21 protein-coding genes are annotated in these 24,945 nt (G+C 70.4%); 8 read left to right on the forward strand and 13 right to left on the reverse strand.

Annotated elements, in window-relative coordinates:
- Positions 1–59 precede the first annotated feature (59 nt).
- The 4 genes from AC0NZN_RS16850 to gabT form a co-directional block, all read right to left on the reverse strand.
- Positions 60–1,424 carry an NAD-dependent succinate-semialdehyde dehydrogenase gene (locus AC0NZN_RS16850; RefSeq protein WP_474593478.1) on the reverse strand — a complete coding sequence of 455 codons (1,365 nt, stop codon included), beginning with the start codon at positions 1,422–1,424 and terminating at the stop codon, positions 60–62.
- Between the two features lie 15 nt (positions 1,425–1,439).
- Positions 1,440–2,906: an NAD-dependent succinate-semialdehyde dehydrogenase gene (locus AC0NZN_RS16855; protein WP_474593479.1), complete on the reverse strand. Its 1,467-nt coding sequence runs from the start codon at positions 2,904–2,906 to the stop codon at positions 1,440–1,442.
- 35 nt (positions 2,907–2,941) lie between these two features.
- On the reverse strand, positions 2,942–4,312 hold the full coding sequence (locus AC0NZN_RS16860) for a flavin monoamine oxidase family protein (RefSeq protein ID WP_474593480.1): 1,371 nt from the start codon (positions 4,310–4,312) through the stop codon (positions 2,942–2,944).
- 106 nt (positions 4,313–4,418) lie between these two features.
- Complete coding sequence (gene gabT, locus AC0NZN_RS16865; RefSeq protein WP_474593481.1) at positions 4,419–5,771, reverse strand: 4-aminobutyrate--2-oxoglutarate transaminase; 1,353 nt, start codon at positions 5,769–5,771, stop codon at positions 4,419–4,421.
- 90 nt (positions 5,772–5,861) lie between these two features.
- On the opposite strand from gabT, the gene AC0NZN_RS16870 reads away from it, so the two are divergent.
- Together AC0NZN_RS16870 and AC0NZN_RS16875 are read left to right on the forward strand one after the other, a co-directional pair.
- A complete protein-coding gene (locus tag AC0NZN_RS16870; RefSeq protein WP_474593482.1) occupies positions 5,862–7,385 on the forward strand; it encodes a PucR family transcriptional regulator in 1,524 nt (507 codons plus the stop codon).
- Positions 7,386–7,551: 166 nt separating this feature from the next.
- Positions 7,552–8,925, forward strand: coding sequence for an NAD(P)/FAD-dependent oxidoreductase (locus tag AC0NZN_RS16875; RefSeq protein WP_474593483.1), 1,374 nt, complete (start codon positions 7,552–7,554; stop codon positions 8,923–8,925).
- A gap of 227 nt (positions 8,926–9,152) precedes the next feature.
- Here the strand turns inward: AC0NZN_RS16875 and AC0NZN_RS16880 are convergent, their stop codons facing one another.
- Positions 9,153–10,610, reverse strand: coding sequence for a helix-turn-helix domain-containing protein (locus AC0NZN_RS16880; RefSeq protein WP_474593484.1), 1,458 nt, complete (start codon positions 10,608–10,610; stop codon positions 9,153–9,155).
- Between the two features lie 229 nt (positions 10,611–10,839).
- Here AC0NZN_RS16880 and aceB point away from each other — a divergent pair, with 229 nt between their 5' ends.
- From aceB to AC0NZN_RS16900, 4 genes are all read left to right on the forward strand, one after another.
- Positions 10,840–12,480, forward strand: coding sequence for a malate synthase A (gene aceB / locus AC0NZN_RS16885; protein ID WP_474593544.1), 1,641 nt, complete (start codon positions 10,840–10,842; stop codon positions 12,478–12,480).
- Between the two features lie 40 nt (positions 12,481–12,520).
- Positions 12,521–14,116: an isocitrate lyase gene (locus AC0NZN_RS16890; protein WP_474593485.1), complete on the forward strand. Its 1,596-nt coding sequence runs from the start codon at positions 12,521–12,523 to the stop codon at positions 14,114–14,116.
- A 140-nt stretch (positions 14,117–14,256) separates the two neighbouring features.
- Positions 14,257–14,601: a YciI family protein gene (locus AC0NZN_RS16895; protein WP_474593486.1), complete on the forward strand. Its 345-nt coding sequence runs from the start codon at positions 14,257–14,259 to the stop codon at positions 14,599–14,601.
- A 110-nt stretch (positions 14,602–14,711) separates the two neighbouring features.
- Positions 14,712–15,914, forward strand: coding sequence for a pyridoxal phosphate-dependent aminotransferase (locus AC0NZN_RS16900; protein ID WP_474593487.1), 1,203 nt, complete (start codon positions 14,712–14,714; stop codon positions 15,912–15,914).
- A gap of 114 nt (positions 15,915–16,028) precedes the next feature.
- Here the strand turns inward: AC0NZN_RS16900 and AC0NZN_RS16905 are convergent, their stop codons facing one another.
- From AC0NZN_RS16905 to AC0NZN_RS16920, 4 genes are read right to left on the reverse strand one after another with little or no spacing between them, the layout of a single operon-like run.
- Positions 16,029–17,165 (reverse strand): UDP-N-acetylmuramate dehydrogenase, encoded by a 1,137-nt coding sequence (locus tag AC0NZN_RS16905; protein ID WP_474593488.1) that lies wholly within the window; start codon positions 17,163–17,165, stop codon positions 16,029–16,031.
- A complete protein-coding gene (locus tag AC0NZN_RS16910) occupies positions 17,158–17,577 on the reverse strand; it encodes a MaoC/PaaZ C-terminal domain-containing protein (RefSeq protein WP_474593489.1) in 420 nt (139 codons plus the stop codon). Before AC0NZN_RS16910 ends, AC0NZN_RS16905 begins: the two co-directional genes overlap by 8 nt.
- Complete coding sequence (locus tag AC0NZN_RS16915; RefSeq protein WP_474593490.1) at positions 17,574–18,020, reverse strand: FAS1-like dehydratase domain-containing protein; 447 nt, start codon at positions 18,018–18,020, stop codon at positions 17,574–17,576. The genes AC0NZN_RS16910 and AC0NZN_RS16915 overlap by 4 nt, the downstream gene beginning before the upstream one ends.
- 9 nt (positions 18,021–18,029) lie before the next feature.
- The gene (locus AC0NZN_RS16920) at positions 18,030–18,851 is read right to left on the reverse strand and encodes a sulfite exporter TauE/SafE family protein (protein WP_474593491.1); all 822 of its coding nucleotides are present in this window, start codon (positions 18,849–18,851) and stop codon (positions 18,030–18,032) included.
- Between the two features lie 252 nt (positions 18,852–19,103).
- Here AC0NZN_RS16920 and AC0NZN_RS16925 point away from each other — a divergent pair, with 252 nt between their 5' ends.
- Complete coding sequence (locus tag AC0NZN_RS16925) at positions 19,104–19,496, forward strand: SHOCT domain-containing protein (RefSeq protein WP_474593492.1); 393 nt, start codon at positions 19,104–19,106, stop codon at positions 19,494–19,496.
- A gap of 100 nt (positions 19,497–19,596) precedes the next feature.
- Entirely contained in the window at positions 19,597–20,517 is a 921-nt protein-coding gene (locus AC0NZN_RS16930) for a cytochrome c oxidase assembly protein (RefSeq protein WP_474593493.1), read from the forward strand.
- A 30-nt stretch (positions 20,518–20,547) separates the two neighbouring features.
- On the opposite strand, the gene AC0NZN_RS16935 is transcribed toward AC0NZN_RS16930, so the two are convergent.
- From AC0NZN_RS16935 to AC0NZN_RS16950, 4 genes are all read right to left on the reverse strand, one after another.
- The gene (locus AC0NZN_RS16935; protein WP_474593494.1) at positions 20,548–22,233 is read right to left on the reverse strand and encodes an AMP-binding protein; all 1,686 of its coding nucleotides are present in this window, start codon (positions 22,231–22,233) and stop codon (positions 20,548–20,550) included.
- Positions 22,234–22,237: 4 nt separating this feature from the next.
- Complete coding sequence (locus AC0NZN_RS16940) at positions 22,238–23,224, reverse strand: Dyp-type peroxidase (protein WP_474593495.1); 987 nt, start codon at positions 23,222–23,224, stop codon at positions 22,238–22,240.
- A gap of 81 nt (positions 23,225–23,305) precedes the next feature.
- Positions 23,306–24,583 carry an RNA polymerase sigma factor gene (locus AC0NZN_RS16945; protein WP_474593496.1) on the reverse strand — a complete coding sequence of 426 codons (1,278 nt, stop codon included), beginning with the start codon at positions 24,581–24,583 and terminating at the stop codon, positions 23,306–23,308.
- Positions 24,580–24,933, reverse strand: a complete 354-nt coding sequence (locus tag AC0NZN_RS16950) for a YciI family protein (RefSeq protein WP_474593497.1) — start codon at positions 24,931–24,933, stop codon at positions 24,580–24,582. The genes AC0NZN_RS16945 and AC0NZN_RS16950 overlap by 4 nt, the downstream gene beginning before the upstream one ends.
- Positions 24,934–24,945: the final 12 nt, after the last annotated feature.

Raw genomic sequence — 24,945 nt, forward strand, 5'->3', positions numbered from 1 at the left:
ACCCGGACGACAGCACCCCCGCGGGCCTGGCGCCGGCGGGGGTGCTGTTCGGATCCGCATCAGGCGCCGACGCGGACGAGCTTCTTGTTGACGAACTCGTCGGCGGCGAGCAGACCCATCTCGCGCGAGGTGCCGCTGCGCTTGACGCCGCCGAACGGCAGCTCGGGGCTGTCCGCGAGGGTGACGTTGACGTAGACCATGCCGGCGTCGATCTTGTCGGCGACGCGGTCGGCCTGCTCGGGGTCGGTCGTGAACACGTAGGACCCGAGGCCGTAGCTCGTGTCGTTGGCGAGGCGCACGGCCTCGTCCTCGTCGGCAACCCTGTAGACGACGGATGCCGGCCCGAACAGCTCCTCTCGGTACACGCTCATCTCCGGCGTGACGTCGGTGAGGACCGTCGGCGTGTAGTAGGCCCCGTCGCGGGTGCCGCCGGTCACGAGGGTCGCGCCCTCCTCGACCGCCCTGTCGACCTGGGCCGCCAGGCGCTCGGCCGCGAGGAGCGACGAGAGCGGGCCCACCGTGGTGTCGTCGGCGAACGGGTCGCCCACGACCTGCGACTTCATCGCAGCAGTGAACTTCTCGAGGAATGCGTCGTACAGGGCGTCGACCACGATGAAGCGCTTGGGCGCGTTGCAGGACTGGCCGTTGTTGTCGAGGCGCGCGTCGACCGCGGCGGTGATCGCCGCATCCAGGTCGTCCGTCGACAGGAGGATGAACGGGTCGGACCCGCCGAGCTCGAGCGCCACCTTCTTCAGGTTGCGCCCGGCCAGCTCGGCCACGGCCGCGCCGGCGCGCTCGGAGCCCGTCACCGAGACCCCCTGCACACGGGGGTCGGCGATGATGGTCGCCGCCTGGTCGTTCGTCACGTACACGTTGACGTACGCACCCTTCGGCAGGCCCGCATCCAGATACATCTTCTCGATGGCGGCGGCCGACTCCGGGCACTGCGGCGCGTGCTTGAGGAGGATCGTGTTGCCGATGACGAGGTTCGGGGCGGCGAAGCGCGCGACCTGGTAGTACGGGAAGTTCCACGGCATGATGCCCAGGAGCACCCCGATCGGCGCCTTGCGGATGACCGCGGTGCCCTCGCCGAGGATCTGCAGCGGCTGATCGGCCGTGATGGTCTCGGCGTTGTCGGCGTAGAACTCCGTGATGTCGGCGGCGAAGTCCACCTCGGCGTAGGCCGCGGCCAGCGGCTTGCCCATCTCGCGCACGATGATCGCGGCGAGGTCGTCGCGGCGCTCGCGGTGCAGCTGCGCGACGCGGCGGATCAGCTCGGCGCGCTCGGCGACAGGTCGCTGCGACCAGTCGCGGTACTCGTCTGCAGCGAGGGTCAGCGCCTCCTCGACCTGCGCATCGGTGAAGGTGTCATACGTCGCCAGGGTCTCGCCCGTGGCGGGGTTCACGACTGCGTAGTCGCTCATTGTCTGATCTCCTGATTAGTCAGCGGGAATGAGGGTGTACTTGGTGGACAGGTACTCGTGGATGCCCTCGAAGCCGCCCTCGCGGCCGACTCCGGACTGCTTGACGCCGCCGAACGGGGCGGCCGCGTTGGAGACGACGCCTGCGTTCAGACCCATCATCCCGGTCTCGAGCCGGTCGATCATGCGGTGGCCGCGGGCGAGGTCCTGCGTGTAGACGTACGAGACCAGGCCGTACTCGGTGTCATTGGCGAGGCGCACGGCCTCGTCCTCGTCGCGGAAGGTGGCGATCGCGAGCACCGGGCCGAAGATCTCCTCGCGGAGGATGTCGCTGCCCGCCTGCACCTCGGTCACGACGGTCGGCTCGAAGAACGTGCCCTCGCCCTCGATGGCCGCCCCGCCGGTGCGGACCTTCGCGCCGCGTTCGACGGCATCGGTCACGAGCTCGACGGCCTTCGCCACCGCGTCGCCGTCGATGAGCGGGCCGATCGCCACGCCGTCCTCGGTGCCGCGTCCGATCTTCATCGCCCTGACGCGCTCGGTGACGCGGTCGGCGAAATCCTCGGCGACGGACTCGTGCACGATGAAGCGGTTCGCCGCCGTGCACGCCTGGCCGATGTTGCGGAACTTGGCGGCCATCGCGCCGTCCACCGCCTTGTCGAGGTCGGCATCCTCGAACACCACGAACGGCGCGTTGCCGCCGAGCTCCATGGACACGCGCAGCACGCCCTGGGCGGCCTGCGCGATGAGGGCGCGGCCCACCTCGGTGGAGCCGGTGAACGACAGCTTGCGCAGGCGCGGGTCGGCGATGATCGGACCGGAGACCTTGCTGGAGGTGGTCGTCGCGACGACGTTCACGACGCCCTTCGGCAGGCCGGCCTCCTCGAGGAGCTTCACGAAGAAGATCGTCGACAGCGGGGTCAGCGCCGGGGGCTTGATGACCACCGTGCAGCCCGCCGCCAGCGCCGGCGCGATCTTGCGCGTCGCCATCGCCAGCGGGAAGTTCCACGGCGTGATGAAGAACGACGGGCCCACAGGGCGCTGCGACACGACCATGCGCCCTGTGCCCTCGGGGTTGATGCCGTAGCGGCCGGTGATGCGCACGGCCTCCTCGCTGAACCAGCGCAGGAACTCGCCGCCGTAGGCGACCTCGCCGCGGGCCTCGGCGAGCGGCTTGCCCATCTCGAGGGTCATGAGCAGGGCCGCGTCCTCCTTGCGCTCCTGCAGCAGCTCCCACGCACGGCGCAGGATGTCGCTGCGCGTGCGCGGCGGGGTGGCCGCCCACGCCTCCTGCGCGGCGACGGCCGCGTCGAGGGCGCGGAGGCCGTCGGCCGGGCTCGCGTCGGCGATCGTGAGGATGACCTTGTTGGTCGAGGGGTCGCGCACGTCGAACGTGCGGCCGCCTTCGGCATCGACCCACTCGCCGCCGATGAACAGTCCCGTGGGCACCTGCGCCAGCAGGGCCGCCTCGTTCTCTGCACTCATTGCGTTCCTTCTCTCTGCTTCGGATGCCCGGGCCGTCAGACCTCGAGCAGGGTGCGATCCGCGACGACGATGCGCTCGGCGGCCAGTCGGCCCATCCGGATCGCTCCGTCCACGTGCTGGTAGCCGGCTCCGGCGAGGTCGCTGCACGCGAACTGGATCGGACCGACGGCGGCGCGGAGGTCCGGGCCGTAGCGGTGCAGGCCGCCGAGGTCGAAGCTCGCGGCGTAGGCGCCGCGGGTCCACTCCTCGCTGCCCCAGTCGCTCTCGTAGTAGACGACCGGGTTCTCGGCCTCGGGGCCGTAGTAGTGCGACAGCGACGCGAGGATGCGCTGCTTGCGCTCCTCCGGCGACAGGTCGAAGACGCCGTCGGCGTTCTTGTCGGAGACGAAGCCCACGAGGGTGCCGCGCTCGTCGCCGTGGTTGGAGTTGTCGTAGGCCTCGTGCACGAGCTCGAACGGGCTGAACGCCGTGCCGGAGAGCCCCTGCGCGCGCCAGAACGGGCGGTCGTAGACGGCATGCACCTTGATGACGAAGCCCATCGACAGGTGCTGGTGCATCTGGTGCTGGCGGCGGGGAAGGGCCGGCACGAACGAGATGCGGTTGTAGAGCACGGGCGCGAGAGCGAGCACCGCCTGGCGCGCGTGAACGGTGATCCCCTCGGCCTCGGCCGTGACGCCGTCGTCGCCCCAGCGCAGCGTGCGCACGGGCGCGTTCAGGTGGACGTCGTCGCCGAGGCGCTCGGCGAGCAGCAGCGGGACCTGCTGGAGTCCGCCCACGACGCGCTTGTCGAGGATGAAGTCCGCGTCGACGAGGTGCGAGAAGCTGCCGGCGCTCGCCGCCATCAGCAGGGCCTGCAAGGTGGAGAACGCGTGGGCGGGCTTCGTGAGCATTGCCCCCGCGATGAAGAGCGCGATGTTCTCGCGCGCCTCCGTGTCGTCGGTCTGCTGCTTCAGCCACTCCTCGAACGAGATCGCGTCGAGGGCCTCCGCATCCGGCGACTCCCACGGCCGGTCGGGGTCGACCAGCGCAACCATCGCGTCGAGCTTCTCGATCAGCTCGACGATGACCTTCTCGGTCTCCGGCTTCACGGGGAAGATCTCCCCGGTGAAGCGGGTCAGTGTGCCGCCTTCGCCGATGTAGACGCTGTCGCCCTCGCGGTAGCGCTCGTACGTCTCGAGTCCGAGCTCGTCGAGCGTCTCGATGAGGGCGTCCTGATCGGGCGACACCCACTGGCCGCCGATCTCGAGCATCTGGCCGTCGATGACATCCGTCCACAGCCGTCCGCCGACGCGGTCACGCGCCTCCAGGACCGCGACCGACAGGCCCGCCTTCTTCAGCTCGTTCGCGGCGGTGAGGCCCGCCGCTCCGGCGCCGATGATGACGACGTCCCTGGTGATCTCGGTCAATTTCAAACTCCTTCGGTTGCCTGACAGTCGGGTGTTCGGTTGTGGACGGGCGGCGAGACGGCACCGCCCCGGCCGGAGCCCCCCGGCCGGCCAGGGCGGATGCGCGTCAGTGGGCCGCGAGCGCGGCGGCGACGATGTCCAGGCCCTCGCCCAGCAGGTCGTCGCCGATCGACAGCGGCGGGAGGAAGCGGATGACGTTGCCGTAGGTGCCGCATGTGAGGACGACGACGCCCTGCGCGATGCACGCCTTGGCGACGGCTGCCGTCAGGGCGGCGTCGGGCTCCTTCGTGATCGGGTCGACGAACTCGGCGGCGACCATCGCGCCCAGGCCACGGACGTCGCCGACGCGGGGGTCGGCGGCCTGCAGGGCGGTCAGGCGGTCGGTGAGGATCGCACCGATCTCCTGCGCGCGGGCGGCCAGGCCGTCGTTCTCGAAGGCGTCGATCGAGGCCACGGCGGCGGCGCACGCGACGGGGTTGCCGCCGTAGGTGCCGCCGAGCCCGCCGGAGTGCGACGCATCCATGATCTCCGCGCGACCGGTGACCGCCGCGAGCGGCATGCCGCCGGCGATGCCCTTGGCCGTCGTGATGAGGTCGGGGACGATGCCGAACTGCTCGCTCGCGAACATCGTGCCGGTGCGGGCGAAGCCCGTCTGCACCTCATCGGCGATGAAGACGACGCCATGGGCGCGGGCCCAATCGACGAGGGCCGGGAGGAAGCCCTCCGCCGGGACGATGAAGCCGCCCTCGCCCTGGATCGGCTCGATGATGATCGCGGCGAGGTTGTCGGCGCCGATCTGCTTCTCGATGATCGAGATGGCGCGCTTCGCGGCCTCGGGCCCGGTCAGCCCGTCGCGGAACGGGTACGACAGGGGCGCGCGGTAGATCTCGGGCGCGAAGGGGCCGAAGCCGCTCTTGTACGGCATCGCCTTGGCGGTGAGGGCCATGGTGAGGTTGGTGCGGCCGTGGTAGCCGTGGTCGAATGCGACGACGGCCTGCTTGCCCGTGTACTTGCGTGCGATCTTGACGGCGTTCTCGACGGCCTCGGCGCCCGAGTTGAACAGGGCGCTCTTCTTGGCGTGGTCGCCGGGGGTCACCCGGTTGAGGGCCTCGGCGACCTCCACGTACGACTCGTACGGCGAGACCATGAAACAGGTGTGCGTGAACTGCGCCGCCTGCGCCTGGATGGCCGCGACGACCTTCGGATGCGCATTGCCGACGGTGGTGACGGCGATGCCCGAGCCGAGGTCGATCAGCGAGTTGCCGTCGGCGTCGACGATGACTCCGCCGCCGGCGGCGACAGCGTGGACGGGGACGGTGTGTCCGACGCCGGCCGCGACGGCTGCGGCCTTGCGGTCGAGCAGCTCCTGCGAGCGCGGGCCGGGGATGGCGGTGACGAGGCGGCGCTCCTGGGTCAGGGTGGGGCCGCCGACGGGAACGGTGGTGTCGACGATGCTCATGCCCCGAGCGTAGGCCGCGGCTCTCACGGGCTGCACTCGCCCACGTGTACATTCGAGGCATCCATTCTGTCCAGCTCGTACAGGAGCGCCATGGCCGTCGACCCTGCATCCGCCCCGACCCTCCAGAGCCTGCTCGGGCGCCGCGAGCTGCACCTGCGGCCCATCGGCGGCATCACCCCCGAGGCCTCGTCGCGTCCCGTGCGGTGGGTGCACAACAGCGACCTCGTCGACCCCACGCCGTTCCTCGCAGACGACCTCGTGCTGCTGACCACCGGCACGCAGTTCGCCGGCGAGGCGGATGACTCCCTCGCCTACGCCGACTACGTCCGCCGTGTGGTGAGCCGCGGGATCATCGCCCTGGGCTTCGGAACCCAGGTCGTGCGCGCGGGCGTGCCGGCGGGCCTCGTGGCCGCATGCGACGAGCTCGGCATGCCGCTGTTCGAGGTGCCGTACCGCACGCCCTTCATCGCGGTCGCCCGCGCGAATGCCGAGGCCGTGGCCGCGCAGGCGTACGCCCGGCGCTCGTGGGCCCTCGACGCGCAGCGCGCCATCGCACTGGCGGCCCTGCGGCCGGACGGTCTCGGCGCGACCCTCGCCGAGCTCGCCAAGCAGCTGCACACGTGGGTCGGCCTGTTCGACGCATCCGGGCAGCTGACGCGCGAGCATCCGGCCCGCGGAGTGGATGCGCAGACTCTCGCGATCGCCGCGGACGAGGCCTCCACCCTCCTGCGGCGCGGGTCGCGCGCCGGCGCGGCGCTCCACGAGGGCCGCACTCCCCTGACCTTCCAGACCCTCGGCCGCACCGGGCACCTGCGCGGGGTGATCGCCATCGCCGCGGGCGAGCTCGACCCCGAGGGCCGCGGGGTGGTCACCGCAGTCGTCGCGATGGCGGGGCTCGCCCTCGAGCAGAACCGCGGGCTCGCGCGAGCCATGGCGGCGCTGCGCTCCGCACTCGTGGAGTCGCTCCTCACGGACGAGCCTGCGCTGGCCCGGCGCATCGCGCGCGACCTCGTGGGCGGCCTGCCCACCGCGCCGATCGCAGTGGCGGTGGCCGATGTCGGCCGCTCCGACGCCCTCGACGAATGGCTCGACCTGCAGGCCGCCGAGCATCGGAGCGACCTCGCCTTCGGGTGGCACGACCACGAGCTCGTACTCGTCACAGCGGCGACTGACACCAGGGTGGTCGGCGCGCTCGCCGACCGATTCGACGTCCGGGTCGGCATCTCGTCGGCCGTGGGGTACTCGGGCTTCTCGGGCGCGCACTCCGAGGCGCGCACGGCGCTGCACCGCGGCGGCGACGGCGTGTCCACCTTCGCGCAGGTGCAGGCGACCGGGATGCTCGCCGCCCTCGACAACGACGATGCCCGCGCGTTGGCCGCCGGGATGCTCGAGCCCCTGGTCCGCAGCGATGCCGAGGACGGCACAGCCCTCGTCGACACCGTGCGCGCCTGGCTCGAGAACGACACGCGCATCGAGGCCGCGGCGTCCGCCCTCGGCGTGCATCGTCATACGGTGCGCGCGCGCATCGCCCTCGTGCAGCGGCTGCTCGGCCTCGACCTCTCGTCGTTCGGCGCGCGCGCCGAGCTCTGGACCGCGCTGCAGGTCGTCGGCTGAGCTTCTCGCGGCGGCATCCGTCCCCTCGAATGGTGCTCATCAGTCACCATCACACGCACGGCGCCGCACAACGTGACGGACGTGCGAGGACACGACGTCCTGTCGGGCCGCAAGACGGCACATTCCGTCCGCGGGTGGTGCACCGGACGGCCGATAGCCTGACCACGTGACGGCGACGGTCAACGGCGGGATCTCGTTCTGGTGGCGACAGGAGGGCCTGCCCGCGCACACGCGGCCGCCCCTCCCTGGTGATGCGACCGCCGACGTCTGCATCGTGGGCGCCGGATATACCGGCCTGTGGACCGCTTACTACCTCAAGACCCTGCAGCCGGACCTCCGTGTCGTCGTGCTCGAGCAGCGCTTCGCGGGCTTCGGAGCGTCCGGCCGCAACGGTGGCTGGCTCACGAACTCCGTGACCGGCGGGCGCGCACGGTACGGACAGGATGCCGGCGCGGCCCAGCAGCTCGCCCTCAACGAGAGCGTCGACGAGGTCATCGCGGTCGCGGCACGCGAGGGCATCGACGCCGACATCGTCAAGGGCGGCGAGCTCAACGTCGCCCGCACGCCCGCACAGCTGGCGCGCCTGCGCGCGAGTGCTGCCGCCGAGGCCCGGTGGCCGCACACCGACACGGAACTGCTGGATGCCGCGGCCACGGCGGAGCGCATCCGCGTCGGCGGCGCACTCGGAGGGCTGTGGCATCCGCACTGCGCCCGGATCCATCCGGCCAAGCTGGCCGCCGGCCTCGCCGCCGCGGCGGAGCGCGCCGGTGTCGTCATCCACGAGAGCACGCGGGTGCGCAGCATCCGTCCGGGCGCCGCCGTGAGCGACCGCGGAACCGTCCGCGCCGACTACGTGATCCGCGCGACCGAGGGCTTCACACCCGACCTCGACGGCACGCACCGCACCTGGCTGCCGATGAACTCGTCGATGATCGCGACCGAGCCGCTGCCCGCCGCCTTCTGGGACGAGGTCGGCTGGGGCGGCCGCGAGACCCTCGGCGATTTCGCCCATGTGTACATGTACGCGCAGCGCACGGCGGACGACCGGATCGCTTTCGGCGGCCGCGGCGTGCCGTACCGCTACGGCTCACGCGTCGACACCGACGGCACGACGCAGGAGCGCACCGTGCGAGCGCTGACATCCCTCCTGCACTCGTTCTTCCCGGCCGCCGCCGACGTGCCGATCGCGCACGCGTGGGCCGGCGTGCTCGGCGTGCCGCGCGACTGGTCGGCGAGTGTCGGCCTCAACCGCGCGGCCGGCGTCGGCTGGGCCGGCGGATACGTCGGCACGGGCGTCACGGCGACGAACCTCGCCGGTCGCACGCTCGCCGACCTCGTCCTCGGCCGCGACACCGGCCTCGTTCGCCTGCCCTGGGTCGGCCATCACGCGAAGAAGTGGGAGGTCGAGCCGCTGCGCTGGACCGCCGTCAACGCGATCTACACCGCGTACCGCGTGGCCGACCGCATGGAGTCCTCGCGCTCATCGGATCGGGATGCGTGGCCCGCGAGCATCGCCGACCTCATCGCCGGCCAGCACTGATCTTCGCGCTGCCCCTCCCTGCCTCTCGCTGCGCTTCGCGCTGCCCCTCGCTGCGCTTTGCGCTGCGCCTCGCGCTGCTTGTTGCTGCACGCGCTGCTGAAAGGTGCAGACGCGGCCACCGAAACAGCAGCTCATGATCGAAACACCAGCGCGACCGACGACCACAACCGCCACCGCCACCGCCAACGAGGCGAGGCGATGCGGCTCGGGCGCCGAGCCCTCGAGGCTCACGCCGGGGCGTGCGCCTGCAGGAACTCGTACACGTCGGTCGTGTCCACGCCCGGGAAGGCGCCGGTCGGCAGGGTGGCGAGGAGCGTCCGCGGGGTGCGGACGTTCGGCCAGGAGCTTCCTCTCCACGCCGCCTCGAGATCGGCCGGAGCACGGCGGCAGCACACCTCGGTCGCGTGCGGCGAGACGCCGCGGTTCTGCGTGTCGCGGCCGAGGAACCACTTCGTGTCGTCGAACCGCACCCCCACAGACACCGAGTGCGCGCCCTCGCTCGAGTTCTCGACGCGGGCCGTGCACCAGTACGTGCCGTTGCCCGTGTCGGTGTACTGGTAGTACGGGTTGAAGTGGTCGTCGACGTCGAAGACGACCCGCGACGTCCACTTGCGGCAGCACATCTGCCCCTCGATCGAGCCCAGCCGATCGGTCGGGAAGTTCACGTCGTCGTTCTCGTAGGCCTTCGTGATGGTCCCCGACTCGTGCACTTTGAGGAAGTGCACACGGATCCCCAGGTGTCGCGTCGCGAGGTTCGTGAAGCGGTGGGCCGCGGTCTCGTACGACACCGAGTAGGCGTCCCGGAGGTCCTCGATCGAGACCGCCCGGTCGCGCTTGGCATCCTCGAGGAACGGCACGGCGTGCGCCTCGGGAATCAGCAGCGCACCGGTCAGGTAGTTCGTCTCCACGCGCTGGCGCAGGAACTCCGCGTAGCTCGCCGGCTCGGTGTGCCCGAGCATCCGGCTCGACAGCGCCTGCAGCACCGCGGTGCGCGGGTCGCCCTTCGACGTCAGCCGGCTCGACAGGTACAGCCGCCCGTTCTTGAGGTCGGCGACGCTGCGCGTGGTCTGCGGCAGATCGGGAACGTAGTGGATCGAGAAGCCCAGGTGGGCGGCGATATCCGACGCGGTGCGCTGCGTCAGCGGACCTCCGGGATGGTCGACGGCATCCAGGATGCTGCGCGCCTGCGCCTCGAGCTCGGGGAAGTAGTTGTCCTGCGTGCGCATGAGCCGACGCAGCTCGACGTTGGCGCGGCGGGCCTCCTCGGGCGTGGCCGCGCGCTCGTCGCGCAGGCGGTCGATCTCGGCATGCAGCGCGAGCATGGCGGTGAGCGCCTCGGTGGGGATCGACTTGCCGATGCGGAACGCAGGGATGCCGAGCGCCTGGAACGTCTGCCCCTTCATGGCCCGCTCGAGCGCGAGCTCCGCCTCGCCGCGGGGGTCGAGCGGGACAGCCTCGAGCAGCCCGTCGAGACTCGTGCCGAGTGCCCGCGCGATCGCCTGCAGCAGCGTGAGCTTCGGCTCGCGCTTGCCGTTCTCGATCATCGACAGCTGGCTGGGCGCGCGGTCCACCGCGGCGGCGAGATCATCCAGCGTCATGCCGCGCTCGGTGCGCAGGCGACGGATGCGGCGCCCCAGCGCGAGCGCGTCGATGTCTTCGGCTTCCTCGGCGAGCAGGTCGGTCATGGCCGAGATTCTGTCACAGAAACAGAAGATCGCTGAATCTTCACAGTCGATTTGGTCATGCTGGCCCCCGAACTTCACCGGATAGTGGACTCACGACCCCGACCGATCGATCCAGAACGCGGATCACGGGATGCCCGGTTCCGGCCCACACGCCGGGGCGCGGCATCCCTCACACACTCTCACTCGTTCACAGGAAGACAGGGACATGACACCTGCAACCGCCACCCCGATGCGCACGCGCACCGGATCGATCCCTACCCAGACCCACCAGCCGACGCTCGAGATCGAGGGGCGCATCGGCGCCCGCTACGACGAGATCCTGACGCCCGGCGCGCTTCGGTTCCTCATCGAGCTGCACGACCGCTTCGGCGCCCGCCGGCACGACCGGCTCGCCGACCGCATGCGCCGCCGCTTCGAGATCGGCAACGGTCACGACCCGCAGTTCCGCGACGACACCCGTCACATCCGCGAGGACGCCGAGTGGCAGGTCGCCGGTGCCGGCCCGGGCCTCGAGGACCGCCGCGTCGAGATCACCGGGCCGACCGACCCGAAGATGACGATCAACGCGCTGAACTCCGGCGCGAAGGTGTGGCTCGCCGACCAGGAGGACGCCACGAGCCCCACCTGGACGAACGTTATCGAGGGGCAGCTGTCGCTGCGCGATGCGATCCGCGGCGAGCTCGCGTTCACGAGCCCCGACGGCAAGCGGTACGAGGTGACTGCGACCGAGACGCCCACGATCGTGATGCGGCCGCGCGGCTGGCACCTCCCCGAGCACCACCTGCGGTTCACCGACCGCATCGGCCGCACCCTTCCCGCGTCGGGGTCGCTGGTGGACTTCGGTCTGTACTTCTTCCACAACGCGCTGCAGCTCATCGCGAACGGCCGGGGCCCGTACTTCTACCTCGCCAAGCTCGAGAGCTCCGAAGAGGCGCGGCTGTGGGACGACGTCTTCTCCTTCAGCGAGGAGTACGTCGGCATCCCCCACGGCACGATCCGCGCGACGGTGCTGATCGAGACCCTGCCGGCCGCATTCGAGATGGAGGAGATCCTGTTCCAGCTGCGCGACCACTGCGCGGGCCTGAACGCCGGACGCTGGGACTACATCTTCTCGATCATCAAGAACTACCGCGGACGCGGCGCCCGGTTCGTGCTGCCCGACCGCAGCGAGGTGACCATGACGGTGCCTTTCATGCGGGCCTACACCGAGCTGCTCGTGCAGACGTGCCACAAGCGCGGCGCCTTCGCGATCGGCGGCATGAGCGCCTTCATCCCGAACCGCCGCGACCCCGAGGTGACCGCGCGGGCGTTCGAGAAGGTCGCCGCCGACAAGAAACGCGAGGCCGGCGACGGGTTCGACGGCACGTGGGTGGCGCACCCCGACCTGATCCCGGTGGCACGCGCCGAATTCGACGCGGTACTGGGCGACCGGCCGAACCAGCTCGACCGGCAGCGCTCCGACGTCCGGGTGACCGCGGCCGACCTCATCGACGTGCACATCGGCCGCCCGATCACCGCGAAGGGCGTGCACGACAACGTCTCGGTGGCCATCCGGTACCTCGAGGCGTGGCTGCGGGGCATCGGCGCCGTCGCCATCGACAACCTCATGGAGGATGCGGCGACCGCCGAGATCTCGCGTTCGCAGGTGTGGCAGTGGATCCACCAGGACCGCACGACGGATGACGGCACGCCGATCACCCGCGAGTACGTGGAACACCTCATCGCCCGCGTGCTCCGTGAGGTGACCCATCACGCCGGCGACCGGTTCGAGGATGCGGCGGAGATCTTCCGCGAGGTGGCGCTCGGCCAGGATTTCCCGGCCTTCCTCACGCTGCCCGCCTACAACCGGTACCTCATCGAGTCCGAGTGACCGGCATCCCCGAACGCTTCACAAGACAAGGAACAGAAGAATGACCGCCTACCAGGACGACATCGAAGCCATCCGCGCGCTCAAAGAGCAGCACGGCTCGAGCTGGGACGCCATCGACCCCGAGTCCGCCGCGCGCATGCGGGCGCAGAACCGCTTCCGCACGGGGCTGGAGATCGCCCAGTACACCGCCGACATCATGCGCCGCGACATGGCCGAGTACGACGCCGACGCATCGGTCTACACGCAGTCGCTCGGCGTCTGGCACGGCTTCATCGGGCAGCAGAAGCTGATCTCGATCAAGAAGCACCTGAAGTCGACGAACAAGCGCTACCTCTATCTGTCGGGGTGGATGGTCGCCGCGCTCCGTTCGGAGTTCGGGCCACTGCCCGACCAGTCGATGCACGAGAAGACGGCGGTGCCCGCCCTCATCGAGGAGCTTTACACGTTCCTGCGCCAGGCCGACGCCCGCGAGCTCGACCTGCTGTTCACGCAGCTCGACCGGGCACGCGCGGCCGGCGACGAGACCGCGGTGGAGTTCATCCAGTCGCAGATCGACAACTACGAGACCCACGTGGTGCCGATCATCGCCGACATCGACGCGGGCTTCGGCAACCCCGAGGCCACGTACCTCCTCGCCAAGAGGATGATCGAGGCGGGGGCCTGCGCGATCCAGATCGAGAACCAGGTCTCGGACGAGAAGCAGTGCGGCCACCAAGACGGCAAGGTCACCGTTCCGCATGAGGACTTCATCGCGAAGCTCAACGCGGTCCGCTACGCGTTCCTCGAACTGGGGATCGAGAACGGCATCATCGTCGCCCGCACCGACTCGCTGGGCGCCGGCCTCACGCAGAAGATCGCGGTCACGCACGAGCCCGGCGACCTCGGCGACCTGTACAACTCGTTCCTCGACGTCGAGGAGATCTCGGATGCCGACCTCGGCAACGGCGACGTCGTGATCAAGCGCGACGGTGTGCTGCTGCGCCCGAAGCGCCTCGCGAGCAACCTGTACCGGTTCCGCCCCGGAACCGGGGAGGAGCGCGTCGTGCTCGACTGCATCACGTCGCTGCGCAACGGGGCCGACCTGCTGTGGATCGAGACCGAGAAGCCGCACATCGAGCAGATCGCGGGCATGGTCGACGCCATCCGGGCGGAGATCCCGAACGCGAAGCTCGTCTACAACAACAGCCCGTCGTTCAACTGGACGCTGAACTTCCGGCAGCAGGCCTACGACCAGCTCGCCGAGCAGGGAGCGGACGTCGCCGGCTACGACCGCGACGACCTGATGAACGTCGCGTACGACGACACCGAGCTGGCGCGTCTGGCGGACGAGAAGATCCGCACGTTCCAGCGCGACGGCTCCGCTCGCGCCGGGATCTTCCACCACCTCATCACGCTGCCGACGTACCACACGGCCGCTCTGTCGACCGACGACCTCGCCAAGGGCTACTTCGGCGATGAGGGCATGCTCGCCTACGTGAGGGGCGTGCAGCGCCGAGAGATCCGCGAGGGCATCGCGACCGTCAGGCACCAGAACATGGCCGGAAGCGACCTCGGCGACAACCACAAGGAGTACTTCGCGGGTGCGGCGGCCCTCAAGGCCGGCGGCCAGCACAACACGATGAACCAGTTCACCTGAGTTCGCGCGATGGATGCCGCCACCCGCCGGGTGGCGGCATCCATCGGTCTCCGGAAGATTCTTCCGCCGTGGTGTCGATCCGGTGCTTCCCCGTTCGACGTACCGGGTGAGAACATCCGTTTCGACGAAAGGATCCCGTGATGCGATTCCTCATGCTGGTGGTCGCCGACCCCGACCTGCAGAACCCCGACCCCGAGCCCATGCCCATCGAGAGCTGGGTGAATGAGATGGTCGACCGCGGCGTCGACATCACCGGCGAGCGGCTGCGGCCACCGCCGGACGCCACGACCGTTCGGCGCCGCGGCGGCGAGCTGGTCGTCACCGACGGCCCGTTCGCCGAGACGCGCGAGTACATCGCCGGCTTCGACATCCTCGAGGTGAAGGACCTCGACGAGGCGATCGAGGTCGCGTCGAAGCATCCGATGGCCGCCCTCGGAATCATCGACCTGCGACCGTTCTGGCCGCTCGAGCTCGACCTCGGCTGATCCGCCTGGCCGAACTGCCTCTGAACGGGCACGCCCCGGCGTACAGCGGTCGGTACCGCACTGTACGCCGGGGCGATTTCCGTCGGAAGCCCCGCGACTACGCTGGTGGCGTGACCGAACGCGCCCCGCTCTCCCGCAAGATCTCCGCCATCGCCGAGTCCGCGACCCTCAAGGTCGACGCCAAAGCCAAGGCGCTGCAGGCCGCCGGGCGGCCCGTCGTGTCGTATGCCGCGGGCGAGCCCGACTTCGCGACGCCGCAGTTCGTCGTGGATGCCGCGGCGAAGGCTCTGGCCGATCCGAAGAACTATCGCTACACCCCCGCTGCCGGCTTGCCGGCGCTGCGCGAGGCGATCGCCGCGAAGACGCTCCGCGACTCGGGTCTCGAGATCTCGCCGAGCCAGGTCGTCGTGACGAACGGCGGCAAGCAATCGGTCTACCAGGCCTTCCAGACCGTGGTGAACCCCGGTGACGAGGTGCTGCTGCCCGCGCCGTACTGGACGACGTATCCGGAGGCGATCCGCCTGGCCGACGGCATCCCCGTCGAGGTCTTCGCCGGAGCCGACCAGGAGTACAAGGTCACCGTCAAGCAGCTCGAGGCCGCGCGCACCGCGCGCACGACGGTCCTCGTGTTCGTCTCGCCCTCGAACCCCACCGGAGCCGTGTACACGCCCGAGGAGACGAAGGCGATCGGCGAATGGGCCGTCGAGCACGGCATCTGGATCATCTCCGACGAGATCTACCAGAACCTCGTCTACGACGGGGTGAAGGCGGTCTCGATCGTCGAGGCGGTGCCGGATGCCGCGACCCAGACGATCCTCGTCAACGGCGTGGCGAAGACCTACGCGATGACCGGCTGGCGCGTCGGCTGGATGGTCGGACCCGCCGACGCGATCAAGCTCGCGGGCAACCTGCAGTCGCACCTGTGCAGCAACGTCAACAACGTGGCGCAGCTCGCCGCCGCCGCGGCGCTGAACGGGCCGCGGGACGAGGTCGAGCAGTTCCGCCAGGCCTTCGACCGCCGCCGCATGCTGATGGTCGCCGAGCTGTCGAAGATCGACGGGATGAGGGTGCCGACGCCGCAGGGCGCGTTCTACGTGTACCCGGATGTCACCGGCCTGCTGGGTCGCACGTGGGCGGGGAAGACGCCGACGACGTCGCTCGAGCTCGCCGACCTGATCCTCGACGAGGCCGAGGTCGCCGTGGTGCCCGGCGAGGCGTTCGGCCCGAGCGGGTACATCCGACTCTCGTACGCGCTCGGCGACGAGCAGCTGCTCGAGGGCGTCCGCCGAATGCAGCGGCTCTTCGCCTCCTGACATCGCGTCGGCCACTCCGCGAGCCCGCATCCCTTTGCCGAGCCCGCACTCGATTCGCGCGAATCGAGTGCGGGCTCGCGCATTGATTGCGGGCTCGCGGAGGAGTGGGCGGCCTTACAGCTCGACGCCGACGAGCACGGGCTCGGGATGCAGCAGCAGCCCGAACTCGGACTGCACCCGGCCGCGGATGTAGCGCGCCAGCTCGGCGAGTTCGCGCGCCGTCGCTCCCCCGCGGTTGGTCAGTGCGAGCGCGTGCTTGGTCGACAGGCCCGCGCGCGAGCGCGGCAGCGCGAAGCCCTTGCGGAACCCGGACTGCTCGATGAGCCACGCCGAACTGACCTTGACGTCGCGTTCGACGGTGGCCGTCGGCGGGATGTAGCCGTCGAACCGCTCGAGGGGGATGACGAGCACGGGGTCGAGGTCGGGTGTCACGGGCCAGCGCGGACACTCCGGCGGCAGCGTGCGCGCGAACTCCTCGCTCACGATCGCGTTCTGGAAGAACGATCCGGCGCTGGAGGTGTCGGGATCGTCGGCGTCGAGCACCATGCCCTTGCTCGCGCGGATGTCGAGGATCCGCTCGCGGATCCAGGCGAGCGTCACCGCCTCATCGGGCTCGAGTCGCAGCGACGTGCGCAGCTGCACGCCCGCCACCGGCCGTGCACCGTGCCCGACCTCGGGCAGCTCGAGCGTCACCGAGAGGATCACGGCCGAACGCCGGGCGGCCGAGCCGTAGTGGGCCTTCAGCACCGAGGTGCGGAACCCGAGCCCGAGCTCGGCGGCCGGCACGACCGACACGTCGCCGGTGCGCTCGTCGATCAGCTCGACCTCGACGAGGGTCTGCACGATCTCCTGGCCGTAAGCGCCGATGTTCTGCACGGGCGCGGCGCCGACGGTGCCGGGGATGCCCGACATCCCCTCGATGCCCGCGAGGCCCTGCTCGACCGCGGAGGCGACGAGGTCGTCCCAGTCGTGGCCGGCCTGCACGCGCAGCCGGGCGAAGCCGGGGCGGGAGGCCGGCATCCGCTCGATCCCCTCGGTGAGCACGCGCACGACGGTGCCGTCGAACGGGTCGTCGCCGACGAAGAGGTTGGAGCCGCCGCCGAGCACGAGCCAGTCACCGTCCCCGGCCCAGACCTCGCGCATCGCGTCGACGAGCTCGTCGGAGGTGTGGGCGTCGATCATGCGCGCAGGGGTTCCGCCTGTGCGCAGCGTGGTCAGCTGCGACAGCGGGATGGGGTCGACCTCAGGCATGCGCGACGGGATGCAGCGCCACCCGCACCTGAGCCTTGCCGAGCACCGTCTGCTCGCCGCTGCTCACGGTGAGATCGATGCGCGCCTCGCCCTCGGACACCGCCCCGACCTTGGCGACGACGTGGACGTCGGCGCCAGTCTCCTGGTCGACGAGGACCGGGCGGGTGAACCGGACGCCATACTCCAGGACGCGGCCCGGGTCTCCGAGCCACGCGTCGAGGGTCGCCACGGCGAGACCCATGGTCAGCATGCCGTGGGCGAGCACGCCCGGCAGGCCGACGCGCTCGGCGACGGCGTCGCTCCAGTGGATCGGATTGAAGTCACCGGAGGCCCCCGCGTACCGCACGAGGGAGTCCCGGGTCAGGTGGACGGTGCGCTCGGCGACGACGTCGCCGACAGCCAGTTCGCTCACGCGTCGCCTCCGATCACGAGCACGGACGTGGCGGTGACGACGTGGGCGCCGTCGGCATCCGTGATCTCCGTCTCGCTGGTCACCATCGCGTTCGCGCCCAGTGCGCGCACGGACGCCACCGACAGTCGGGCGGTCAGCTCGTCGCCGGCGACGATGGGTCGCGTCCAGCGGAAGCGCTGCTCGCCGTGCACGGTGCGCTCGAGGGCGATGCCGCTGTCCGGTTCGGACATGAGCTGGCGGAGGGTGAGCTCCTGCACGACGATCGCGAAGGTCGGCGGGGCGACGAGGTCGGGGTAGCCGAGCGCCCGGGCCGCCTCGAGGTCGGTGTGCTCGGGGGCGTCCGCGAAGACGGCGCGCGCGAACTCGCGCACCTTCTCGCGCCCGACGAGGTAGGGGGCGGTCGGCGCGAACGCGCGCCCGACCAGATCAGGATTCACTGCCACCCTGGAATCCTACCGAGCGGCCTCGCGCGCCCTCTTCTCGCGCAGCAGGCGCACCGCCATCTGCACCGCGATGAACACGAGGAACAGTGCGAACAGGATGTTCCCGACGAACGGGTTCAGGAGCGAGGCGATCCAGGCGCCGAGTGCCGTCGTCGTGCAGGCGGCGACACCGATGATCGCGGCCGTGACGAGATCGACGTTCTTCCGACGGATGTTGCCGACGGTTCCCGAGATCGCGGTCGGGATCAGCATCAGGAGCGAGGTCCCCTTGGCGACGAGGTCGCTCGTGCCGAACCCGAGCATGAGCGCGGGAACCACGACGACGCCGCCGCCGACGCCCAGAAGACCCGACAGGATGCCGGTGACGACGCCGGTCGCGCCGAGCGCGAGGCCGACGCCCCAGGTGATCTCGAGCTGAGCCCCGCGGGAGGGGATCACCACGAAGAGGCTGACGACGACGAGGCCGAGGAAGGCGATGAACGCCCAGCGCAGCGCGACCACCGAGATCCGGTGGAGGATCCACGTGCCGATCTGCGCGCCGATGACCGCTCCGACGGCGAGGATGATGCCCGCGACCCAGGCGACCGACCCGTGGACGGCGTACGAGACCACACCCACCGCCGCGGTGGGCACGATGGCCGCGAGGGAGGTGCCGGACGCCAGCCGCTGATCGAAGCCCAGGAGCAGGACGAGCATCGGCACGATGACCGTCCCGCCGCCGACGCCGAACAGGCCCGAGAGGAGCCCGGCCAGGAGCCCGATGCCGATGCACGCGAAGACGAACGTCGGCGTCCGCCTCGCGGCGGCGCTGCCCGCATCCGTCTCGCCCATGCCGTTCCTCGCCTCCGTGCGCATCCTCGTCGACGCGGGATGCGCGTGGGATGACTCTTCAGCCTAAGCGGGGACCGGCCACCGGCGACTTCCGGCGACCATTCGCGCCATTCCGAGTGCCGGGACGGGGTGCACCGAATGAGACACCGGAATGGCACACGGAAAGGACTTCTCGGCATCGGCGTATCGCTGGTCGAAATGGACGTTGACGGCTTCTATGCTGTCGTCCACGACCTGAACGAAAGGCACAGCATGAATTTCTGGAACAACTTCGGGAACCTCATCTGGTGGTTCCTGTGGGTATTCGTCTTCGTCGCCTATCTGTTCGCGCTGTTCGCGATCATCGGCGACCTCTTCCGCGATCGCAAGCTCAGCGGCTGGTGGAAGGCGGTGTGGATTCTCTTCCTGATCTTCGTGCCGTTCCTGACGGCGCTGATCTACCTCATCGCCCGCGGCAACGGCATGGCCGAGCGCGGCGCGAAGGAGGCCGCCGCGGTGCAGCGCGACACGGATGCATACATCCGCAACGTGGCCGGCGCGAAGAGCCCGACCGACGAGATCGCGCACGCGAGCGAGCTGCTGAAGGCCGGCACCATCACGCAGGCCGAGTTCGACCAGATCAAGGCCAAGGCCCTGGCCTCCTGACCCTCATCACGACAGAACACCCCGGGTTCCAGAAACCCGGGGTGCTCGTCTTTCCGGGGCGACCACTGATCGGTCCGCCGTTCAGCCGATTCTTGAGCGGATGAGCGAGACTTCACGGGTGGATGCGCTGTTCAGCCCCTGGGCGCCGAGCCTCGTCGGTCTCGGCATCCCGGCTCTCGCCGCGATCGGGTACGCCGTCGGCGTGATCGTCGCGCGGGGCCGCGGCATCCACTGGCCCGCCTGGCGCATCGTGATCTGGATGGTGACGTGCGTCCTCGCCGCGTGGACCCTCGCCGGTCCCCCGCAGGCCCTCCGGGACGTGAACCCGTGGATGGACGGCGTCTCGATCGGCATGTCCGCCGCCGTGCTGCCGCTCGGCGTCGCGCTCGGCGATCCGGTCAAGCTCATCGAGCTGCTGCGCGGCCGGCGCATCGGCTGGGCGCGTGGGCGCGTCGCGCGGTTCTTCATGTTTCCCGGCGTTGCCTCCCTGCTGAGCGCGATCGTCCTCACGTACGCGATCACATCGGAGTGGTACCAGGCGGCGCTCACCCAGCCGCTGCCGTGGGCGCTGCTGCTGCTCGCCGCCTTCGTGACGGGCCTGGCGGTGAACCTCCCGCTGCTCAGCGACGACCTCATGCCCGAGTGGGCGACCCCCGCGGTCAAGACGCTCATCGCCTTCGCGGACGGCCTGTTCGACGCGATCCCCGGCCTCGTCATGATGCTGCTCGTCAACAAGTACTCGGGCGGCGCGCTGCTCGCGATCGCGGAGGTCGTCGGCATCCCGATGATCGCCGCCACCGTCGTCATGTGGGTGCGCGCCGATGCCGAGGAGCAGAAGCAGATCGACGCGGAGCTGGATGCTCGGGATGCCGCCGCCAGCCCCCCTGCGGCCCGCCCGCTGGACGCGGTCGAGGCGCCGTCGCGCGCCGACGAGCCCCACCCCGCCGATCCCCCGGACGCCGACGGCGGGGGCCTCTGGTGGCTCGACGACCCGCGCTTCGCGGACCGATTCCGGAAGTGACCCGCCCGGCGGGCCAGGACGCGAGAGAGGTCAGTCGAAGAGGATCGTGTCCCGCCACTCGATGGTCGTGATGCGCCCGTTGTGGATCTCGATCTCGCGCTCCCGCAGCTCGACCCGGCGGATCTTGCCCGAGATCGTCTTCGGCAGTTCGAAGAACTCCACCCGCCGCACCCGCTGGAACGGCGCCAAGTGGTCACGCGCGTACTGCAGGATCGCGCGGGCGGTCTCCTCGCTCGGCTCGTGTCCGACCGCGAGCGCGATGTACGCCTTCGGCACGGCGAGCCGCGTCGGGTCGGGCGCGGGCACCACGGCGGCCTCGGCGACGGCGGGGTGCTCGATCAGGACGCTCTCGAGCTCGAACGGACTGATCTTGTAGTCCGACGCCTTGAACACGTCGTCCGCGCGGCCGACATACGTGAGGTGTCCGTCGTCCTCGCGGCGCGCGATGTCGCCGGTGTGGTACCGGCCGCCCGCCGTCGCCTGGGCGTTCCGCGCGGAGTCGCCCACATACCCGGTCATGATGTTGACGGGATGCCGCGCCAGGTCGATGCAGATCTCGCCTTCCTCCGCGACCTCGTCGGTGATCGGGTCGACGAGGACCACCGGGCAACCCGGCAGCGGCAGCCCCATCGACCCCGCGCGCACCGATGCGCCGGGCGGATTGCCGATGACTGCGGTCATCTCGGTCTGGCCGTAGCCGTCTCGGATGGTCATGCCCCACTGGGCGCCCACGTGGTTGATCACCTCGGGGTTGAGGGGCTCGCCCGCCGACACGATCTCACGGAGCGACCCGGGACCGGCGGACAGGTCGGCTTGGATCAGCATCCGCCACACCGTCGGCGGAGCGCAGAACGTCGTCACCCGGTTGTCGCGGAGCTGCCCGAGGAGGGCCGCCGCATCGAAACGCGCGTAGTTGGAGACGAAGATCGTGGCCTCGGCGATCCACGGCGCGAAGAAGCAGCTCCAGGCATGCTTCGCCCACCCCGGCGAGCTGATCGCGAGGTGCACGTCGCCGGGCTTCAGCCCGATCCAGTACATCGTGGACAGGTGCCCGACGGGGTAGGACACCTGCGTGTGCTCCACGAGCTTCGGCGACGAGGTGGTGCCGGACGTGAAGTAGAGCAGCATCCGATCGTCCGGCTTCGTGCGGGGATGGCGTGCGGGCGGCGCCGGCTCGGCGAACGCCCAGTCGAAGTCGGCCCAGTGGTCGGGGCCGTCGCCGACGCGGATGCGCGTGTACGTCCCCGGCACCTCGTCGAACTTGGCCGTGTCGGCGCCGGTCGCGATGACGTGCTGCACCTCGCCCCGCTCGACGCGGTCGATGAGGTCGCGCGTTCCGACGGCGGTGGTCGTCGGCAGGACGACGGCGCCGAGCTTGAAGATGCCGAGCATCGCCTCCCACAGCTCCACCTGGTTGCCGAGCATGAGCATGACCGAGTGGCCCTTCGCGACGCCGTGCTGCGCGAGCCAGACCGCGACCTGGTCGGAGCGACGCGCCATCTCGTCGAACGAGCGCTCGGTGCGACTGCCGTCCTCCTCGACGATCACCAGGGCGGGAGCGTCGTTGCCCCGGGCGATGGCGTCGAACCAGTCGACGGCCCAGTTGAAGGTGTCCCCCACAGCCGGCCAGGCGAATCCGACAACCGCGTCATCGCGGTCCTTCCGCAGCTCGATCAGACGGTCACGGGCGGCGCGGTATGCCTCGATGCCAGCCATGCGATCAGTCCCCCCATGAGGCGAGCGTCTCGGCGCTCGGGGCGAAGAACACCGTGCCGGTCCTCGGCGTCGAGACGTCCAGGAGCCGGTCGTGCAGTCCCGGCGGGTCGCCGATGAACATGCGCTGCAGCATCCGCTCGATCACCCACAAGTGTCGCGTGTACCCCAGGAAGTACGTGCCGAACTCGCCCGCCGCGGCGCTCCCGAAAGGCATGTTGTCGCGCAGGATGGCATGCTCGCCGTGGTCGTCCCGGATCGTGTTCAGCGTCTTGTGCGACTTCTGGCCACTCTCCGCATCGGCGAGCTCGACGTTGTCGACCTTGGTCCTGCCCATGACGGCCTGCTGCTCCTCGGTGGTGAGCGCCTGCCAGGCGGTCACGTCGTGCACGTACTTCTGGGCGACGACGTACGAGCCGCCGGCATGCAGCGGGTCCTCGTCGCCGACGATGGTCGCGGTCGGCAGCGCGCGTCCGACGGGGTTCGCGGTGCCGTCCACGAAGCCGAGCAGATCGCGCGCGTCGAAGTAGCGGAAGCCGATGGTCTCGTCGACGACCTCGACCGCCTCGCCGAGTGCCGCCAGCAGCAGACGCTCGAACTCGAAGCACAGGTCGGCACTGTCGGCGCGGATGTGGAAGAGCAGATCGCCCTCGGTGGCGGGGGCGGTGTGTACCGCTCCGGCGACCGGCTCGAACTCGTGGAGCTCGGCCGGTCGCGGGAGGCCGGTGATCGCATCCCACACGCGCGAGCCGATGGCGGCGACGCACACGAGGGAAGCGCGCATGTCGCGGAAGTTCACCGTCTTGACGAGGTCGTCGATGCCGCCGAGCACGTCGCGGGCGGTGGCCGCGGCTGCGTCGCCGTCGCGCAGCGCCAGCACGAGGAACACCGCCGACCGGGTCAGCGGCGCATCCACGGCTTGCGGAGAGTCGCCCGGCGACGCGGCGGGCACGGAGGAATCCTGGACATCGCGCGGAGAGGCCTCGAGAGTCATGCGGTCATCGTGGCACGCGACGCGCCGGGCGCGGAAGAGACCGACGCCGCGCTGTCCGGTCGTCGGCCGCCTGATCGCGGCTCACTCGTCCGCCCGGCTCAGCATGAGCGCCCGCTCGGCCGCGTTCGCTGTGAGCTCCGCCGCGCGCAGGAACTCCTCGCGCGCCTCAGCGAGGCGACCGAGTCGGGCGAGCAGGTCACCGCGCACGGCGTGCAGCAGGTGGTACTCGTCGAGGGACCCGGCATCCACCACCGCGTCGAGAAGGTCGAGACCTGCGGACGGGCCGTGCACCTCCGCCACCGCGACCGCGCGGTTCAGCTCGACGATCGGCGACGGGAAGCGCGCGGCGAGGATGGCGTAGAGCCCGGCGATCCGTCGCCAGTCGGTGTCGTCGGCGGTCGCGGCCATGGAATGCAGAGCGGCGATCGCGGCCTGCAGCGCGTAGCGCCCCGGAGCCCGTCCGCGCTCGTGCGCGAGGGCATGCGCCTTGCCGAGAGCGGCGTAGCCGCGTCGGATGAGCAGCCGGTCCCAGCGGGTGCGGTCCTGATCGCGCAGCAGGACGAGCCTGCCGCTCGCATCGTGCCGGGCGCGCAGGCGCGACGCCTGCAGCTCCAGGAGCGCGGCGAGTCCGAAGACCTCCGGCTCCGCCGGCATCAGCCCGCACAGCATCCGCACGAGGCGCAGCGCCTCGGCACAGAGCTCCGCGCGCATCCAGTCGTCGCCCGCCGTCGCGGCGTAGCCCTCGTTGAACACGAGGTAGATCACCTCGAGCACGGCATCCCGCCGCGTCGCGAGCTCCGCGCCCGAGGGCACCTCGTACGGGACGCCCGCCTGCGCGATCGTCCGCTTGGCGCGCGAGATGCGACGCACGATCGTGGGCGTCGCCGCGACGTACGCCCGGGCGATCTCCTCCGTCGTGAGCCCGCCGACCAGGCGCAGGGTCAGGGCCACCTGCGACGCCCGCGACAGCACGGGATGGCAGGTGGTGAACAGCATCCGCAGCAGGTCGTCGGCGATCTCGCCGTCGACGATGGATGCCGGGTCCCCCGGTGCCGAGTCCAGGTCAGCGAGAAGCTCGCCCTCGAGCAGCGGAAGCTTGCGGGCAAGGGTCGCCTCCCGGCGGATGCGGTCCACCGCCCGCCGCTTCGCGGTCGTCATGAGCCACGCCCCCGTGTTCGCCGGCGCGCCGTCGCGCGGCCACTGCTCGAGGGCGGCGACGTGCGCGTCCTGGGCGATGTCCTCGGCGGTCGTGATGTCGCCGACCAGCCGCGTCAGCACCGCGACCAGCTGCGGCCACTCGATCCGCCAGGCCGCATCGACCGCGCGGGCGACCGCGCGGTCGATGGGCACGTCCGTCACGCCTCGTCCAGCTCCCGCAGCTCGAGCTCCATCGTCCACTCGGGGCCGTGGATGCGGAGGAACCGCGTCGCCCACTCGATGGCCTCGTCGCGCGAGCGGGTCTGCAGCAGGCAGTAACCGCCCACGACCTCCTTCGACTCCGTGAACGGGCCGTCGAGCACGGTCGTCTCGCCGTTCGCGAGTCGGACGCGGGCGGCCTCGTCGAAGGGGCGGAGCCCTGCCGTGTCCAGGAGCACGCCGGCCTTCGTCATCTCCTCGATGAGCCGGCCCATCTCCTCCTCCAGCTTCTCGTCCGGTCCCCACTGGGGAAGGTTCTCCATGTCGGGCCGGATCAGCATCAGGTAGCGCATGTGTCCGATCCT

The sequence above is a fragment of the Microbacterium sp. sgz311019 genome, from assembly GCF_056135325.1.

Excerpts from the sequence above, each read along its gene's own strand:
- AC0NZN_RS16880 (WP_474593484.1), bottom strand. The coding sequence starts at position 10,610 with ATGACCGACCTGCTCGCCGAGGAAGCCGAAGACATCGACGCGCTCGCG.
- AC0NZN_RS16890 (WP_474593485.1), top strand. The coding sequence starts at position 12,521 with ATGACCGCCTACCAGGACGACATCGAAGCCATCCGCGCGCTCAAAGAG.
- AC0NZN_RS16850 (WP_474593478.1), bottom strand. The coding sequence starts at position 1,424 with ATGAGCGACTACGCAGTCGTGAACCCCGCCACGGGCGAGACCCTGGCG.
- AC0NZN_RS16940 (WP_474593495.1), bottom strand. The coding sequence starts at position 23,224 with ATGACTCTCGAGGCCTCTCCGCGCGATGTCCAGGATTCCTCCGTGCCC.
- AC0NZN_RS16895 (WP_474593486.1), top strand. The coding sequence starts at position 14,257 with ATGCGATTCCTCATGCTGGTGGTCGCCGACCCCGACCTGCAGAACCCC.
- AC0NZN_RS16935 (WP_474593494.1), bottom strand. The coding sequence starts at position 22,233 with ATGGCTGGCATCGAGGCATACCGCGCCGCCCGTGACCGTCTGATCGAG.
- AC0NZN_RS16930 (WP_474593493.1), top strand. The coding sequence starts at position 19,597 with ATGAGCGAGACTTCACGGGTGGATGCGCTGTTCAGCCCCTGGGCGCCG.
- aceB (WP_474593544.1), top strand. The coding sequence starts at position 10,840 with ATGCGCACGCGCACCGGATCGATCCCTACCCAGACCCACCAGCCGACG.
- gabT (WP_474593481.1), bottom strand. The coding sequence starts at position 5,771 with ATGAGCATCGTCGACACCACCGTTCCCGTCGGCGGCCCCACCCTGACC.
- AC0NZN_RS16925 (WP_474593492.1), top strand. The coding sequence starts at position 19,104 with ATGAATTTCTGGAACAACTTCGGGAACCTCATCTGGTGGTTCCTGTGG.
- AC0NZN_RS16920 (WP_474593491.1), bottom strand. The coding sequence starts at position 18,851 with ATGGGCGAGACGGATGCGGGCAGCGCCGCCGCGAGGCGGACGCCGACG.
- AC0NZN_RS16905 (WP_474593488.1), bottom strand. The coding sequence starts at position 17,165 with ATGCCTGAGGTCGACCCCATCCCGCTGTCGCAGCTGACCACGCTGCGC.
- AC0NZN_RS16855 (WP_474593479.1), bottom strand. The coding sequence starts at position 2,906 with ATGAGTGCAGAGAACGAGGCGGCCCTGCTGGCGCAGGTGCCCACGGGA.
- AC0NZN_RS16950 (WP_474593497.1), bottom strand. The coding sequence starts at position 24,933 with ATGCGCTACCTGATGCTGATCCGGCCCGACATGGAGAACCTTCCCCAG.
- AC0NZN_RS16870 (WP_474593482.1), top strand. The coding sequence starts at position 5,862 with ATGGCCGTCGACCCTGCATCCGCCCCGACCCTCCAGAGCCTGCTCGGG.